The following is a 16,697-nucleotide window of genomic DNA, read 5'->3' as shown; positions in this document are numbered from 1 at the left end:
TTCAGGCCTTGCGACCGAACTGCTCGGCCACCGCCCGCCGGTCGAGCGAGCCTTTCGCGGTATGCGGCAACTCGCCGGCCTGCTGGAAGTCTGTCGGCACCTCGAAGGGGGCCAGCCGGTCACGGCAGAACGCCGCCAGCTCTTCGGCCGTCGGAGTGGCGGATCCGCGCGCGACGATGACCGCGGCCACCGTCTCGCCGTACAGCCTGTCGGGCATGCCGAACACGCCCACCTCGAGCACGTCGGGGTGGGTGGCCAGGACGCCCTCGACGCGCTCCGGCGAGATCTTCTTTCCGCCCCGGTTGATGAGCTCCTTGATCCGGCCGCGGATGACGAGGTCGCCGGCCGGTGACAGGGTTCCCAGGTCGCCGGTGTGCAACCAGCCCCGGGTGAAGTTGGCGGCGGTGATGGACGGATCGCCGAGGTAGCCGCGCACCACGGTCGGTCCGTGCAGCCAGACCTCGCCGACGGTCTCGGCGGGCAGCTCCTGACCGTCGGGCCCGACAATCCGGATTTCGGGTCCGGTCGACCGGCCGACGAGACCCGGTGTGGCTCCCGGGTTTTCGCTATGGCCGGCGCCGCCGATGGCCGTCGTTGCCACCTGGTGGGTCGACTCGGTCATCCCGAAGGCGCACACGACCGGCGCCGAGAACGTGTCGTGCAGCGCTTGCGCCGTCTCGGCGGTCAGCGGCGCGCTGCAACTCCGGATGAACCGCAACGCGGGCGTGCTGCCCGGCCGCTCGGTCCGGGCGCGTTCCAACAAGATCTGATGGATCGTCGGGACGGCCGTATACCAGGTGGCCGCGACGGCCTCGATGTCGTCCCAGAACGTGTGCGCGGTGAATTTTCCGCGCGCGGGCAGCAACACCGCTCCCCCGGACACCAGCGTGCCCAGCAGCGCGGCGAGCAGGCCGTGCCCGTGGTAGAGCGGCATCACCGCCACCGTCGCGTCCCGCGGACCCAGCCCGTACCCGGCGACGATGGCCGCCACCGAACCGGCGATGTTGTGGCGCGTCCAGGGAACCATCTTGGGCACACCAGTGGTTCCGCCGGTGAACATGATCATGGCGTCGTCGTCGCGCAGCCCCTCCGGTGTCGACACGTCGCGTCGGGGCGCCGCGGCGACATCCAGGCTGACCGCCGGGGCGCTGCCGGGCGACCCGACGGTCACCGCGATCGGCCACCACGGCAAGCTGCCCGATGCAGCCTTGTCGCTGTCGGCGTCGCAGGGCCGGTCGACAAGCACCGCCCGGGCGCCGACCGCTTCGCTGCGGGCACGCTGCTCGGCCACGGGCAGAGCCGGATCCAGCGGAACCACAACGAGATCCGCGCGCGACGCCGCCAGCAGCCCGATGACGAATTCGGCGTTGCTGCCGGCGCGCAGCGCGACCCGGTCCCCCGGCAGCAGGCCACCGGCCTTGAGCTGTGCGGCCAGATCATCGACCAGCCGGACTAAGTCGCGGTAGTTGACCGGTATGCGCTCGGCGGTGACGACCAGCGCCCGTGCCTGCGGCCACCGGCGTGCCGTCGCCTCAACCAGGTCAGCGATGCGGGGGCTCGCGGATTCCGTTGCTGCCGTGAGCTCGCCACCGGCAATCGCGTCAGAGCTCATCGCCACACTCCTTCCACTTCTGCTACCGGTGCCACCCTGCCGCGTGTCGCTCCCGTCCGTCCAATATCGATTCCCTCACGATCGATAATCGCCAGCTATTGATGCCTGGCGCATCCCGGTGACCTGCCGCGATAGAGAACGTAAATCGGTGGATAGCGCTCCCGTCTTGGACACGCGGTGTGCGCGGGGGTCACAGTGATGGCTACGGCAGTAGCCGCCGTGGCGCGCCCACCAGCCGCCGACGCATGCATCCGAGGAGGCGCCACATGTCCACAGCTTCGGCATCTGGAAGTCCGGCACCCGAGCCGACACGTCTGATCGACGGCTTTCATCTCGTGGTGGACGCGCTCAAAGCCAACGACGTCGACACCATCTACGGGATCGTCGGCATCCCGATCACCGACCTCGCCCGCGCCGCGCAGGCCTCCGGAATCCGCTACATCGGCTTTCGTCAGGAGGCATCGGCCGGCAATGCCGCGGCCGCCGCCGGATTCCTCACCCGCCGACCCGGGGTGTGCCTCACCACGTCCGGGCCCGGCTTCCTCAACGGACTACCCGCGCTGGCGAACGCAACGACGAATTGCTTTCCGATGATTCAGATCTCCGGATCCAGCAATCGAGCGCTGGTGGATCTCCAGCGTGGCGATTACCAGGACCTCGACCAGCTCAATGCCGCGAAGCCGTTCGCGAAGGCGGCCTACCGGATCGGCCGGATAGAGGACATCGGGCGCGGTATCGCCCGCGCCATTCGCACGGCGGTCTCCGGACGGCCCGGCGGCGTCTACCTGGACATCCCCGGTGAGATTCTGGGCCAGGCCATGGACGCTGGCGCCGCGGCGGACGCCGTCTGGCGGGTCATCGACCCCGCGCCCCGGCAGCTGCCGGCACCCGACGCGGTCGACCGCGCGCTGGACGTGCTGGCCACGGCGCAGCGGCCGTTGATCGTGATCGGTAAGGGCGCGGCGTATGCGCAGGCCGACAACGTGATTCGGCAGTTCGTGGAGGCCACCGGCATTCCGTTCCTGCCCATGTCGATGGCCAAGGGCCTGCTGCCGGATTCGCACCCACGGTCCGCCGCGGCCGCCCGATCGCTGGCGATCGCGCGTGCCGACGCGGTCCTGCTGGTCGGCGCCCGGTTGAATTGGCTGCTGGGTCATGGCGATTCGCCGCAGTGGAAGACCGACGTCAAATTCGTGCAGGTGGACATCGCCGCTTGCGAGTTCGACAGCAACCGGCAGATCGCCGCGCCGCTGGCCGGCGACATCGGCTCGGTGATGTCCGCGCTGTGTGACGGCCTGGCCGCCCGCCCGATCACCGCCCCACCGGAATGGACCAGCGAACTGGCCGAGCGCAGAGCGCGTAACGATGCCAAGATGCGCGAGCGCCTGGCCGAAGATCCGCACCCCATGCGGTTTTACAACGCCCTGGGTGCGATTCGCTCGGTGCTGCAGAACAACCGGGACGTGTATGTCGTCAACGAAGGAGCCAATGCGCTCGATCTGGCCCGCAATGTCATCGACATGGAACTGCCGCGACACCGGCTCGACACCGGAACCTGGGGCGTGATGGGCATCGGGATGGGGTATGCCATCGCCGCCGCCGTGGAGACCGGCAGACCGGTGGTCGCGATCGAGGGTGACAGCGCATTCGGCTTCAGCGGCATGGAGATCGAGACCATCTGCCGCTACCGGCTGCCGGTGACCGTCGTCATCCTCAACAACGGCGGCGTCTACCGCGGCGACGAGGCCACACCCGGCACGGCTGCAGCGGCGTCGGACCCGGCACCGACCGTGCTCAACGGCCGGGCGCGCCACGAGCTGCTCGCGGAAGCATTCGGCGGCAAGGGATACCACGTCACCACCCCGTCAGGGCTGCGCGCGGCGCTGATCGAAGCCATTGGCTCTGGGGCGCCGTCGATTATCGATTGTGAACTCGATCCGGCGGCGGGGGTGGAAAGCGGGCATCTGGCCAACCGGAACCCGGCCAGTGCTGCCACACCGCCGGCCGCGGTCAACGTCGGCGGGTAAGCACCAACAGCTGCGCGTCGAAAAACTCGTTCAGTGCCAGCTGCCCGGCGGACGCGGCCAGCGCGCGGGCGATCGGTGAACCGGGGCCGGTCGAGTTGGTGGCCAGGGCGACATCGGCTTTGAGCACCGGATCCACCATTTGCACCGCCCGGATGTCGGGGCCCAACGGCGACGTCCACAGCCACGTGTGCGGCACGACGGACGCCCAGTTACCCGCAGAAACCTGGGCGAATAACGATGCGACGGAATCGGTTTCGACCTGCGGGCTGACGGTGATGGAATGGTCGGCGAAGGCTTTGTCGATGATCTGGCGATCGCGCATATCGGGGGTGAGCAACGCCAGCGGCAGCTGCGCGGCCTGCGCCCAGGTCATCGTCGCCGCACCGGATCCCACCATCTCCGCCGGTGCCAGCAGCACGTAGCGCTCCTGGTAAAGCGGAATCAGGTTGACGTCGTGAGCCTCGTCGGGCGCCGCATGCACGATGGCGGCATCGAGCTCGAACTCGCGCAGGCGGCGGTACAGTTCGGTGGCGGCCAGCCGGGAGAGGATGTGCACCTTCACCAACGGGTGTGCCGAACAGAACGCCGAGAGCACCAGGGACGCCGTCGTGGACGCGGTGGGAACGGTACCCAGCCGCAGCGTTCCGGTGATGCCCGAGCGCACGGCGTCCACTTCGGACTTGAACGCATCGTGCTCGGCGAGAATCCGCCTGGCCCACACCACCAACCGCTCCCCTTCGGGCGTGAGACCTTCAAAGCTGTGCCCGCGGTTGATCAGCGTGACGTTGAGTTCTCGTTCCAGCTTGGCGATCGCCGCCGACAGCGCCGGCTGGGATACGAAGCACTTTTCGGCCGCCCGCGCGAAGTGCCGCTCGGAAGCGACCGCAACGAAGTACTCCAGTTGACGGAAGAGCACCCGCACTCCTCGTGTTCGGGCTGGGCCTTTGGGCACCGATCTCGCTGAGGCTAACGCGTTGCAGGCAGGTGGGCCAAGCAAGCCCCCGCCACGGTTGGCTCACGATTTGTGGAGATTCGCTGCTTCTGGGCCGCTCGGTGTTGCAGCCCCCGCGAATACCGAAGCATCGGTGTGGCTTTCACCCAAGTGCGGCTGGAATCTGATGCCTGGCCCACGCAATGCCGGCGGCCATACCCACTCGTTGCGCACCTGAAGCAACCGAACTCGATCGGTGATCGGATCGTTACCGTGACGAGCGAGCCAAGCTGTCATTGTTTGCTGAAACCGGTGATCAGCGGGTAACCAGTAGGATATCCGTGTGTTGATCGCACCATCTCGAAGGGTGGACGCTATGCGTCGAGGTGTTCGTTATCTATTTGTTATGGTCGCGATCACGGCGATGGGCCTGGTGGGATCGATCGGTCGCAGCACCGCCGCCGTGCCGGTACCGCAACCCACCCCCGAAGTCGCCTCGGTTTTGCCCGCTGACGGCGCCGTGGTGGGTGTAGCGCACCCGGTCGTGGTGACGTTCACCGCGCCGGTGGCCGATCGGGCCGCCGTCGAGCGGTCAATCCACGTGACGTCGCCCGGTGGTACCCCCGGGCACTTCGAATGGGTCCAGAACACCGTGGTGCAGTGGGTTCCCAACCAGTATTGGCCCGCCCACACCCACGTCTCGGTGGGCATACAGGCCCTGACGACCGGCTTCGACACCGGCGATGCGCTGCTCGGTGTCGCCAGCATCTCCAAGCACACCTTCACCGTCAGCAAGGACGGCGAGGTGCTGCGCACCATGCCGGCGTCCATGGGCAAGCCCAGTCGGCCCACCCCGATCGGCAGCTTCACCGCGCTGGAAAAGGAGCGCACCGTGGTGATGGACTCGCGGACCATCGGCATCCCGCTCAGCTCCCCCGAGGGATACAAGATCACCGCCCAGTACGCCGTTCGCGTCACCTGGAGTGGTGTCTACGTGCACTCGGCCCCGTGGTCGGTTGATTCCCAGGGCTACGCCAACGTCAGTCATGGTTGTATCAACCTCAGCCCCGACAATGCCGCGTGGTACTTCAACCAGGTGAATGTCGGCGACCCCATTCAGGTCGTGGCCTGAGCGTCACCGCCGAATCCGCGGCGCGGCCTTGGCTCGCTTGCGCAGGCCAACGGGGCGTTGTGATGACCGTCACAGCCGTTGAACGGAAGCCTGGCCCGCGGGCGTTCGTTCCGGTAGACGACTGGATCTGAACGAGAGGCGGCCCATGACCGGTGCAGCGAAGCACGCGAAAGTTAGCTCTACAGGCCCGATCAGCGCCGCGCGGCAGCAGGTCGCCGAACGCATCCGCGAGTTGGACGCCCGCGACGAACAGTTCCGCAACACCAAGCCCGATTCCGCCTTACAGCGCGCGGCACGCGAACCCAACCTCCGACTCCCGCAGATCCTGGAAATCTTTGCCGACGGCTATGCCGATCGCCCAGCACTGGGCTGGCGGGCCCGCGCATTGAACACGGACCCCGCAACCGGCCGCACCAGCGCGCAACTGCTCCCCCGGTTCGACACCATCACCTACCGCGACCTGTGGGCCAAGGTCCGCGCCATCGCGGGCGCATGGCGAAACGACGCCACGAATCCAGTTGCGCCCGGAGACTTCGTCGCCACCGTCGGTTTCGCAAGCGCCGAATACCTCACCCTCGATCTGGTATGCGGCTACCTCGGTCTGGTGGCCGTTCCGCTGCAGCACAACACGTCCGCGTCACGCCTGAAGCCGATCGTCGACGAGGTCGAGCCATCGATATTGGCCGCCGGTGTCGGCTATCTCGACCTCGCCGTCGACGCGGCGCTGGGCAGCTCGTCGTTGCGGCGGGTCGTGGTTTTCGACTACCAACCCGAGGTCGACGAGCAACGCGAGGCTGTCGAACGCGCACAGGCGAAGCTGGCCAGCGCCGGGATCGCGGTGACCATCGAGACTCTCGATGAGATGATCGAACGCGGGCGAAGCCTGCCGCCGGAACCGATGTTCACCGGCGACACCGATGAGCGGCTGGCCATGATCATGTACACGTCGGGCAGCACCGGATTGCCCAAGGGTGCCATGTACACCGAGCGGATGCTCTGCAAGCTGTGGACCACCGAACTGATGCCCGACTTCACCGACACGCCTGTGATCAACGTGAATTTCATGCCGCTGAATCACCTGGGCGGCCGGATACCGCTGTCGACGGCGTTCCAAGCCGGTGGCACCAGTTATTTCGTCCCGGAAAGCGACCTGTCCACCCTATTCGACGACTGGAACCTGGTGCGCCCCACCGAAATGGGACTGGTACCACGAGTGGCGGAAATGCTGTACCAGCGCTACCAAAGTGCCGTCGATCGACTCGAAGCATCGGGTGCCGACACCACCGCCGCCGAGGCGCAGGCACGAGCCGAGCTGCGCGAGCAGGTCCTCGGTGGACGCATTGTGACCGCCTTCTGCGGCACGGCACCCCTGGCGGCGGAGATGCGCGGTTTCATCGAGACCTGCTTGGGCGTCCACGTTCTCGACGGCTACGGCCTGACCGAGGTCGGCATGGTGACCAAGGACGGCCGGATCATCCAGCCTCCGGTGCTGGACTACAAGCTCATCGACGTTCCCGAGCTGGGTTATTTCCTCACCGATAAGCCTTATCCACGAGGCGAACTGCTGGTGAAGTCGCTGACCGCCACACCCGGGTACTTCAAACGACCCGATGTCACCGCCAACGCCTTCGACCCCGACGGCTACTACCGCACGGGTGACGTGATGGCCGAACTGGAGCCGGGTCTGCTCGCCTATGTCGACCGCCGCAACAACGTGCTGAAGCTGGCGCAGGGTGAGTTCGTCGCCGTGGCACGCCTGGAAGCGGTGTTCTCCAGCGCGGCTCTGGTTCGTCAGATCTTCGTCTACGGCAACAGCGAACGGCCGTATCTGCTGGCCGTTGTCGTTCCGACCGACGACGCCGCGGAGAAGTTCGCCGGTGACGCCGATGGACTGAAAGCCGCCCTCGGCGAATCCCTGCGCCAGGCAGCAAAACTCGCCGAGCTGCAGTCGTACGAGGTGCCCGTCGACTTTGTGGTCGAGACCGAGCCGTTCAGTGAGGACAACGGCCTGCTCTCCGGAGTGGGCAAGCTGCTGCGGCCAAAGCTCAAAGAGCACTACGGTGCTCGGCTCGAACAGCTATATGCAGAGTTGGCCGAAAACCGGGTGACCGAATTGCGCGCCTTGCGCGACGGTGCCGCCGACCGCCCGGTGATCGTCACGCTGACCCACGCCGCCGAGGCGCTGCTGGGCCTGGCCGGCGGTCCGCCGGCGCCCGATGCTCTGTTCATCGATCTCGGTGGCGATTCCCTGTCGGCACTGACCTTTTCCAACCTGTTGCGTGACATCTTCGACGTCGACGTGCCCGTGGGAATGATCACGGGCCCGGCAACCGATCTGGCTCAGCTCGCGGAATACGTTGAGTCCGAGCGTGAATCGGGGTCACGGCGGCCGACCTTCGCCACGGTGCACGGGCGAGGTGCCACGCAGGTGCGCGCCGCGGACCTCACGCTGGACAAGTTCATCGACGCCGCAACCCTGGCCGAGGCCCCGACGTTGCCGCGCGCCACCGGCACACCGCACACCGTCCTGCTCACCGGCGCCAACGGTTACCTTGGCCGCTTCCTCATTCTGGAGTGGCTCGAGCGGCTTGCCGAAACCGGTGGAAGACTCATCTCCATCATCCGCGCCGCGGATACCGCGGCCGCCACCAAACGGCTGGAGGCTGTCTTCGACAGCGGGGATCCGCAATTGCTGGAGCGGTTCCGCGCCCTGGCCGCCGACCACCTCGAGGTCATCGTCGGCGATATCGGCGAGCCGAAACTTGGCCTGCCGCAGCCGACCTGGGAGCACCTTGCGCAAAGTGTGGATCTGATCGTGCACCCAGCCGCGCTGGTCAACCACGTGCTGCCCTACGACCAACTGTTCGGCCCCAACGTCGTGGGCACCGCCGAATTGATTCGCCTGGCAATGACAACGCGGATCAAACCTGTCACGTATATGTCGACCGTCGCGGTGGCCCTGTCGGTCGATCCGGGCACGTTCGTCGAGGACGGTGACATCCGTCTCGTCAGCGCGCTACGGCCGGTCGATGACAGCTATGCGAACGGGTACGCGAACAGCAAGTGGGCCGGCGAGGTGTTGCTGCGCGAGGCGCACGACACGTGCGGGTTGCCGGTGGCCGTATTCCGGTCCGACATGATCCTGGCGCACAGCCGGTATGCCGGGCAACTGAATGTGCCAGATGCGTTCACCCGGTTGATATTCAGCTTGCTGACCACCGGCATCGCACCGGCCTCTTTTTACCAGCCCGATCCGCAGGGAAACCGGTCGGTGGCCCACTACGACGGGTTGCCCGCCGACTTCGTGGCCGAAGCGGTTACCACTCTCGGTGGGCAGATCGCCACTGGCGCTGATGAGTCCGGGACGTACCACTCCTTCGACGTGATGAACCCTCACGACGACGGCATCTCGCTGGACGTGTTCGTCGACTGGCTGATCGCCGCGGGGCACGACATCCGGCGCATCGATGACTACGACGAATGGTTGGGCCGGTTCGCTACGGCCCTTCGCGCATTGCCGGACAAGCAGCGTCAGCATTCGGTGCTGCCGTTACTGGACGCTTACCGGAAGCCGGAGGCGCCGTTGCGCGGTGCGCCGGCCCCCACCGACGTCTTCCGGAGCGCCGTGCAGTCAGCCAAAATCGGCACAGACAAGGATATTCCGCATCTATCGGCGGCGTTGATCAAAAAGTACGTCGCGGATCTGCGCTTGCTGGGCCTGGTGTAGATGCGACTGAGCTAGCCGGGCAGCCCGTTCTTGATCGCGGCATCCTGCTTGCGACCGATGTCGAGGGCGACGGCCGGATCGATCGGGTCGTTGGGCGCGCTGTCGAATTCCAGCGTGACCACGGCCTTGCCTTCGATGAAGGCCAAGACCATCATCGCTTGGGAATTGTCCGGTGAGGTGCCCGAAATCGTTGTCCCATTGGAGCCGACGGCAAGCGGTTGCCAGTTCCCACTTACCTTGCCGTTGTAACTGCCTTGGGTGGTAGCCAATTCGGCCGCGGCCGCCGACGGATCGGCGGCGACCACGATGGTGTCCCACAGCCGGCGGCTACTGTCCGCGTTGGCGAACAGCTGGGCGACTCCCGGTGCATTGTTGGGGTTGAGCATCGGCGACTGGGGCGCGGTGAGGCCGCCACCGACGTCGTTCGGCTTGATCAGCAAGAACCCGTAATCCGAGGGCCGGCCCGACGGTGGCCCGGTGACCGCGCTCGAACTGGTCGAAGCGGGGGCACTCGACGACGGCGGCGAGGCTTTGTCAGCGCCGCCGCACCCGGTGCTCGCGGAGCCAACCACGACGAAGACGACGGCCCAGCCGGCGATGCCGATCCGATCAATTTCCACGCATGTTTCCTCCCACGTGTTATCGGTATCCGCCTTTCACCACGGCCCCCGACGCCGCCGGCGAAATGCTGGTGTGAACCAGGGTGGCTACGAACATATGCCCACTCGGCGCCCGGTGGGTAGCACACCTTGGCGTGCCTATGCTGGCGTGGATAATAGCGTCCCGGCGTGGAGGGAGATCGGTATGACGGCTGCAACGGCGCGCGCAGTACGGTTCGACGGTTATGGCGGACGAGAGGTGCTGTACGTGGCGGATATCGAGATGCCGTCCCCCGGACCGGGTGAGGTGGTCGTCGAAGTTCGAGCCGCCGGGATAAACCCCGGTGAGGCCGGGATCCGGGTCGGGGCGATGCACGAGATGTTCCCGGCCACCTTTCCCTCCGGCCAGGGCAGCGACCTCGCCGGCGTCGTCACCGCCGTGGCACCCGGGGTCACCGAGTTTTCGGTCGGCGACGAGGTCTTGGGATTCAGCCTGCGCCGGTCCAGCCACGCCACCCACACCGCGGTTCCGGTGGACCAATTGATCCGCAAGCCTCCCCAACTCAGTTGGGAGGTAGCGGGTTCGCTCTATGTGGTCGGTGCCACGTCCTACGCGGCTGTCCGCGCGGTGGCGCCTCAGCCGGGTGAGACGATTGCCGTGTCCGCCGCCGCGGGCGGGGTGGGCAGCCTCGTCGTGCAGCTTCTGGTGTTGCGCAAGGCGCGAGTGCTCGGCATCGCGGGGCCGGGCAACGCAGACTGGCTGCGCGCGCATGGCGTCATTCCGATCGCCTACGGTGACGGACTCGCTGAGCGATTGCGCGAGGCGGCGCCGGGCGGAATCGACGCCTTCATCGACCTGTTCGGCCCGGACTACGTCCAGCTCGCCGTCGATCTCGGCGTGGCGCCCGAGCGGATCGACACCATCATCTCGTTTCAGAAGGCGGGCGAGGTGGGCGCCAAGACCGAGGGCAGCATGGAAGCATCGACGCCCGAAGTGCTCGCCGAGATGGCCGACCTGGTCGTTTCGGGCACCATCGAGTTCGACATCGCCGCGACCTACCCGTTGGACCGGGTCGCTGATGCCTATGCCGAGCTCGAGCAGCGGCACACCCACGGGAAAATCGTTCTGCTGCCGACTAACTCATAGCGAGACCGCCGGACCGACAACGCCGGCCTGGACGATTCTGATGACCACGAAAGCGATGGCCACCACCAGGTACCCCCGCAGGGTGAACAGCCCCGCCCGGCGCATCGGCGACATCGTCGGACGATCGAGCATCGCGAGGTTGGGAGTCTGCCAGCCGGCCCGGTCCTGACGACGCACGGCCCGCCGCTCGGCACGCGTCAGCGACGACGCATCGTCGAGTTCGTCGACCTCTTCCGGGTCCAGGCCGCCGCCGAGCGTGCGCACGATCGCCTCGGCCTCGGCCAGGTTCCGGTGTCGCCGGCCGGCGAGGATCATCACGGCGCCGCCGACGATGCCCACCACCGCGCCGGCCGCGAGCCCCGCCTCGATGGTGGTCGTGGCGAGGCCGGGGAAGAACGTCGTCGCCGTCAACGCCAGCGACAGCAACACCAGACACCACACGATGGCCCACGCAATGATGTTCTGCCGCACCGTGTTCACCCACGGTCCCAGCACCGCCCGATCGTTGCACAGCAGCACCAGAAAGACGGTGGCCGAGGGAAGCAGCACCCCGGCGAGTGCCTGCACGCCCTGGGTCACCAGCCCCAGGATGTGATCGGGGCTCAAGGAGACCGCCGCCGAAACCGCGAGCAGTATCGCGTAACCGCCGTAGAACAGTGGCGCGTCGCTGATCTTCCAGTGCAGCGAGTGCCGCTTGCCCAGGGCATCGCCCACCGCGTAGGTGGTCGCCAGGCCAACGGCGTTGGCCCCGATCAGCGACGCGTCCAGCAGGATGATCGCGAACAACACCCCCACCGTGCTGCCCAGATGCTTCGACAACCCCGCGGCGACCGCGCCCGCATCGGTGAAATGGCCCGCATCGGGTGTGCCGCCCAATCCGAACGCCGTCACCGCCATCAGCGCTGTTGCGCCGACCATGACCACGACGATTCCAATGGCCAAATCCGCTCGCCCGTAAGGAATCCAGCGGGCGGTGATGCGCTTGTCCACCACGTTGGACTGTTGGAAGAACAGCTGCCACGGCGCGACCGTGGTGCCCACGATCGCGACCACCAGCAGCAGCACCGTCGAGTTGAGTCCACCGGGGAACTGCGGGATCAGCCCGGCCACGGTGGCTTTGGGAGTTGGACGCACCAGCAACACCATCGGGATGATCAGCACATTCACCGCGATCAGCAGAAACATCAACCTCTCCCAGCGGCGGAACGACCCGCCCGCCACCACGGCGAACAGCAGCACGGCGGCGGCCGGGACGGCGATGATCCTCGGGCAACCCAGGAAGCCGAGAGCCAGTGAGACACCGATGAATTCGGTGACGATCGTCAGGGCGTTCAGGACCAGCAGATCACCGACGCTGAAAGCGCCCCAGAACTTGCCGAACCGCTCGAATATCAAGCGCGCGTGCCCAACCCGGGCCACCGCACCCAGCCGCAGCACCATCTCCTGGTTCACGTACAGCACCGGAATCAGCAGTGCCAGCGTCCACAACAGGCCCATGCCGTAGTTCTGGCCGGCCTGCGCATAGGTCGCGACGCCGCCGGCGTCGTTGTCGCCGACCATGACGATCAGTCCGGGACCGGTGATGACCGCCAGGGTCCGCAGACGGCGCCAGCGTCCGCTAAAGGCAGCGTCCCCGTCGCGGCGGATGCGCCCGAACGCGCCGACGATGTCGCCGACGTGCGCGGCGTCCAACACGGCAGGGCTTTGCACATCCGAGCGCTCGTTTTGCCCCGTGGTAGCCGTTCGGCCGAACACCGAGGAGCGGCGGCCGCCGCCGGGGTGGATCGAAGTCATCGGATCCTCGCTATCTCCAACGGTTCTCACCTCGCGGTGAGGCAGTTGTGCTTGCGGCACTGCACGTGCCTACGGCGACGGGCGACGCTGTGGCGCCCGCCGCCGAGGCCTTGCGGAACGGTTCAGCGGTGGTTGCTGTCGGTGTTCGACGCGTGCCCGCCAAGCGACGCGGTGACCACCGCGATCGGCATCCTCGAGACGTACAGGTTGGCCCGCTCCTGCGGGGTCAGGCCGGCTCGCGGGTGAAACTTGTTGGCCAACAACCGGCCTGCACGCAGCATGGACCGCCCCCGCAACCTGGAAGCAGCGGAAAAACGGTGTGTAACAACAAAAGCCATGATCTTCTCCTGCCGGAGGCCCGATCGGCATCGGCACGGCGGGTCAGCCGCGCACGACCAAGCAGGGTCAGGCGGTGAAGAAAATGCCGGAACCGGATCGGGACAAGACGGATTTCGGATAGGGACTATCGCCGGGACTCATCTCGCCCTCACCTCCTCACGGCCAAGACACACGCGGGTGTCACCACATTCACCTGAACAAAAGAGGCAGGAATGACCCGCGGCACATACCGCAGGTCGCACCCCTCTCGTCGGAGCTTCGGCACTGCACGGCGTATCCGGAACATTCCAGAAGCCACTTGGGCTCAACCCTTGGGTCCGGGAAGAGCTGTCCTGACCCGGGGCGTCTCTCGACGTTCGGGGTCAGTGGCCTGTATCCATGCAGACGCCTCACCTACCGAGGTGCTTGCGGGTCCATAGTGACACCGCGGTCGCGGACTCGTCAAACGCTTAACGGATCCCTGACGCCCGCTGCCGCTCTCCCAGCGCCCGCTCAGGCGGCGCGCCTAGGCTCGATGCCATGACCACAACGTTGCAGGATGCCCGGGTCGCATCGACGCTCGACCGCATGTATGCCGAGTCGAAAAACCAGATGTCGCTGTTGCGCGAGCGGCGTGGCACTTTCGATCGACCGATGACCGCCCAGGAGCGGGCCGAGGCGATGAGCGAGTTCTACATCCCGGTGACACCGGAAGCCGGCCGACTGCTGTATTCACTGGTACGGGCCACCCGTCCGGCAACCATCGTCGAATTCGGTATGTCCTTCGGCATTTCCGCCATTCACCTGGCCGCCGCGGTGCGCGACAACGGCACCGGCCAGGTGGTGACCACCGAGCTGAGCGACACCAAAATCGCCGCGGCCAAACAGACGTTCGCCGAGACCGGCCTGGACGACGTCATCACCATCCTTGAGGGCGATGCGCTGTCCACGCTGGCGGACCTGGCCGGGCCGGTCGATTTCGTCTTGCTCGACGGCTGGAAAGACCTGTACCTACCGATCATCGAGCTCCTCGAACCGCGGCTGTCACCCGGCGTGCTGGTCGTCGCCGACAATACGAATTCGCCCGACACCCAGCCGTATCTGGACCGGGTGCGCGACCCCGACAACGGCTACGTGAGCTTCAACTTTCAGGTTCGCGACAGCGACAGCATGGAGATCAGCTGCCGTACAAGCGGTTAGGGACTACCTCAGCGATTCCTCGAGCCATGGCGTCAGCCACTTCACCCCTTCGGGGGTGAGATGGACGCCGTCGCTGCGCACCTTGATGCCGTCGACTTTGGCGGTATAGACGCCGTCGGGGCACAGCTTCTTGTTCAGGTCGAGGATCGCCACGTTCGGGTGGTGGCTAACGGTCTTGCGCAACATGGTGTTCCACAGGTTGACCCGATCCGGCTGGTCCTCCGGATACAGGCGGCCGTCCGGCTTTTCGCCGCCCCGGCTGTAGGGGACGGTGGCGACCACCACGTGGACACCCGTGGCACCGACGATGGTCAGCGCCCGTTCGAGTTCACCGTTGAGGTAGGCGTCGAAGGTCGGGTCACCGATGTGTGTCCACTGGCCCTCGTTGACCCGGTCCACCGTTTCCCAGCGGCCGATGACCAGCAGCGCGACGTCCGGCTGGTCCTGACTGACCTGCCTTGACCAGCGGATCGGCCAGCTGTCGCATTCGGACCGTTGGTCCAAAGTCTGGCCGATGTAGCGGTACGGCGTGCCCCGCACCAGGCTGCATCCGATGACGGTGTGGTCGAGGAACGCGAAGCCGGGCGTCGGGGGCAGGTAGTGCATCCAGGTCCAGCCGATCGAGTCACCGAACACCGAGACGGTGAACGGGCGGTTGGCATCTCGGGGTCGGCTTCCCCCGGGCGGCGACGGCGAGACCGCCGCGACCGCCGAGACCCCGGGCGGTAGTCCGACCTCGCGCAGGCCGGGACCGGTTCCCACCGGGACCGCCAACAGCGTCACCGCGGCGGCGCTGGCCACGGTCGCGGCCGCCAGCGGCAGCAGCGGCACCCGCGCCGGTCGCCAGCGCCGGATGGGCTGTTCGAGCAGCCAATACGACACCGCGGCCACCACCAGCGTGGCCCCGCACCGCGCGGCGAACAACGGCAGCCCGGACCACCCGGTGCGTTCGCCGTTGAGCGCCAAGAAGATTGGCCAGTGCCACAGGTAAACGCCGTAAGAAATGGTCCCCAGCCACACCAGCGGGCGCAAGGCGAGTGCGCGGGCGACGATTCCACGCTGCTCCAGGGCGACCGGGGCGACTACGAGCACCGCCGCGACCGCGACCCCGATCAGCAGACCGTGGCGGAATTCGTTACTGGCACCGGTGGCGTAGTGCGTCGCCGCCGCCAATCCCGCCAAACCCAGCACCGGCAGGATCCGGGCCACCCGACGTCCCCACCGCGTGCGGATCATGCACCAGCCGCGGTTCATCGACGGCCAGTCCCGCACCAGCAGGGCCGCCGACGCGGCACCGACCAGCAACGCCTGCGCGCGGGTGTCGGTGCCGAAGTAGATCCGGTCACGGGTGCTGTCCGACGTCATGACGATGGCGACCGCCGCGGAGGCCAGTGCGCCCACGGTGGCGATCAGGAACGTGGCGAACCGCACACCACCGACGGTGGCCCGGGTCAGGCGCCGCCTCGCTCGGGCGGCCAGCAGCAGGGTGACCGCGATGAGCAACACGGGCCACACGAAGTAGTACTGCTCCTCCACTCCGAGTGACCAGGTGTGCTGTAGCGGCGAGGGCGGAGCGCCCTGGGTGAAGTAGTCCGTCTTCTGGGCGACGAACCGCCAGTTCGCCATCCACAGGAATGCCGCGATGGCGTCATCGCGCAGGCCGGCGAGCGACCGGTCGGGAAGCAGTTGGCGAGCCGCGGCCACGGTGAGCACCATCAACACCAGCGCGGGCAGCAGTCGGCGCGCGCGCCGGATCCAGAAGCCGGTCAACTCGATACGACCGGTGCGTCCCAGCTCGTCCAGCAGCAGTGCGGTGATCAGGAATCCGCTGAGCACGAAAAAGACGTCGACGCCGATGAATCCGCCGCTGACGCCGGGGATGCCGCCGTGCCCGATGAGCACCAGCGCGACCGCGATCGCGCGCAGTCCGTCGAGTGCCGGGATTCCGCTGGCCCGTTCCGGTCCGTCCCAGATCCCCAGTCGGCCGACCCGGCGCACGGGGGCGACCCATCGGGGCCGAGCACGACGAGCCGGTGCGGGGTGATACCCGCCCGGCTCGGTGGTTGCTGTCAGCGCGCCGTGACTACCGTCTCGCCCGGCGCCAATGTCGATGCCGATACGTCGCTGCCCCTCCTGTTGATTTCAGCAAGCTAGCCTAGAGGCGAGCGCGCAGGATCACGTGGAGGACACGCAACGGTTTTCCGCTGTGC

11 protein-coding genes and 1 riboswitch are annotated in these 16,697 nt (G+C 66.9%); of the genes, 5 read left to right on the top strand and 6 right to left on the bottom strand.

Annotation, left to right across the window (positions count from 1 at the left end):
• Nucleotide 1: 1 nt before the first annotated feature.
• Nucleotides 2-1,612, bottom strand: a complete 1,611-nt coding sequence (locus A5782_RS22205; protein WP_067104240.1) for a FadD7 family fatty acid--CoA ligase — start codon at nt 1,610-1,612, stop codon at nt 2-4.
• Nucleotides 1,613-1,878: 266 nt separating this feature from the next.
• On the opposite strand from A5782_RS22205, the gene oxc reads away from it, so the two are divergent.
• On the top strand, nt 1,879-3,639 hold the full coding sequence (gene oxc / locus A5782_RS22200; RefSeq protein WP_067104239.1) for an oxalyl-CoA decarboxylase: 1,761 nt from the start codon (nt 1,879-1,881) through the stop codon (nt 3,637-3,639).
• Here the strand turns inward: oxc and A5782_RS22195 are convergent.
• Entirely contained in the window at nt 3,623-4,555 is a 933-nt protein-coding gene (locus tag A5782_RS22195; protein WP_067104321.1) for a LysR family transcriptional regulator, read from the bottom strand. The genes oxc and A5782_RS22195 overlap by 17 nt on opposite strands.
• 391 nt (nt 4,556-4,946) lie before the next feature.
• On the opposite strand from A5782_RS22195, the gene A5782_RS22190 reads away from it, so the two are divergent.
• Together A5782_RS22190 and car are read left to right on the top strand one after the other, a co-directional pair.
• Nucleotides 4,947-5,702 (top strand): L,D-transpeptidase family protein, encoded by a 756-nt coding sequence (locus A5782_RS22190; protein ID WP_067104238.1) that lies wholly within the window; start codon nt 4,947-4,949, stop codon nt 5,700-5,702.
• A gap of 145 nt (nt 5,703-5,847) precedes the next feature.
• Complete coding sequence (gene car / locus A5782_RS22185; protein ID WP_304440357.1) at nt 5,848-9,429, top strand: carboxylic acid reductase; 3,582 nt, start codon at nt 5,848-5,850, stop codon at nt 9,427-9,429.
• Nucleotides 9,430-9,440: 11 nt separating this feature from the next.
• Here car and A5782_RS22180 read toward each other — a convergent pair whose 3' ends face one another.
• Complete coding sequence (locus A5782_RS22180) at nt 9,441-10,049, bottom strand: hypothetical protein (RefSeq protein WP_067104237.1); 609 nt, start codon at nt 10,047-10,049, stop codon at nt 9,441-9,443.
• A 184-nt stretch (nt 10,050-10,233) separates the two neighbouring features.
• Between A5782_RS22180 and A5782_RS22175 the strand changes: the two genes are divergently transcribed.
• On the top strand, nt 10,234-11,175 hold the full coding sequence (locus A5782_RS22175) for an NADP-dependent oxidoreductase (RefSeq protein WP_067104236.1): 942 nt from the start codon (nt 10,234-10,236) through the stop codon (nt 11,173-11,175).
• Here A5782_RS22175 and A5782_RS22170 read toward each other — a convergent pair.
• Both A5782_RS22170 and A5782_RS26565 read right to left on the bottom strand, forming a co-directional pair.
• A complete protein-coding gene (locus A5782_RS22170) occupies nt 11,170-12,969 on the bottom strand; it encodes an NRAMP family divalent metal transporter (RefSeq protein ID WP_067104235.1) in 1,800 nt (599 codons plus the stop codon). The genes A5782_RS22175 and A5782_RS22170 overlap by 6 nt on opposite strands.
• Nucleotides 12,970-13,091: 122 nt before the next feature.
• Nucleotides 13,092-13,250, bottom strand: coding sequence for a hypothetical protein (locus A5782_RS26565; RefSeq protein WP_197694310.1), 159 nt, complete (start codon nt 13,248-13,250; stop codon nt 13,092-13,094).
• 293 nt (nt 13,251-13,543) lie between these two features.
• Nucleotides 13,544-13,716, bottom strand: a riboswitch (M-box (ykoK) riboswitch).
• A 111-nt stretch (nt 13,717-13,827) separates the two neighbouring features.
• On the opposite strand from A5782_RS26565, the gene A5782_RS22165 reads away from it, so the two are divergent.
• Entirely contained in the window at nt 13,828-14,487 is a 660-nt protein-coding gene (locus A5782_RS22165) for an O-methyltransferase (protein WP_067104234.1), read from the top strand.
• A 3-nt stretch (nt 14,488-14,490) separates the two neighbouring features.
• Here A5782_RS22165 and A5782_RS22160 read toward each other — a convergent pair whose 3' ends face one another.
• Nucleotides 14,491-16,485, bottom strand: coding sequence for an acyltransferase family protein (locus A5782_RS22160; RefSeq protein WP_067104233.1), 1,995 nt, complete (start codon nt 16,483-16,485; stop codon nt 14,491-14,493).
• Between the last annotated feature and the right edge of the window lie 212 nt (nt 16,486-16,697).

The sequence above is a fragment of the Mycobacterium sp. 852002-40037_SCH5390672 genome, from assembly GCF_001665875.1.
GTDB lineage: Bacteria > Actinomycetota > Actinomycetes > Mycobacteriales > Mycobacteriaceae > Mycobacterium.
This window is presented reverse-complemented; position numbering and strand designations above follow the sequence as displayed.

Bases quoted from the DNA above. Each gene is read 5' to 3' on its own strand.
- A5782_RS22205 (WP_067104240.1), bottom strand. From the start codon at position 1,612: ATGAGCTCTGACGCGATTGCCGGTGGCGAGCTCACGGCAGCAACGGAA.
- oxc (WP_067104239.1), top strand. From the start codon at position 1,879: ATGTCCACAGCTTCGGCATCTGGAAGTCCGGCACCCGAGCCGACACGT.
- A5782_RS22190 (WP_067104238.1), top strand. From the start codon at position 4,947: ATGCGTCGAGGTGTTCGTTATCTATTTGTTATGGTCGCGATCACGGCG.
- car (WP_304440357.1), top strand. From the start codon at position 5,848: ATGACCGGTGCAGCGAAGCACGCGAAAGTTAGCTCTACAGGCCCGATC.
- A5782_RS22175 (WP_067104236.1), top strand. From the start codon at position 10,234: ATGACGGCTGCAACGGCGCGCGCAGTACGGTTCGACGGTTATGGCGGA.
- A5782_RS22170 (WP_067104235.1), bottom strand. From the start codon at position 12,969: ATGACTTCGATCCACCCCGGCGGCGGCCGCCGCTCCTCGGTGTTCGGC.
- A5782_RS26565 (WP_197694310.1), bottom strand. From the start codon at position 13,250: ATGCTGCGTGCAGGCCGGTTGTTGGCCAACAAGTTTCACCCGCGAGCC.
- A5782_RS22165 (WP_067104234.1), top strand. From the start codon at position 13,828: ATGACCACAACGTTGCAGGATGCCCGGGTCGCATCGACGCTCGACCGC.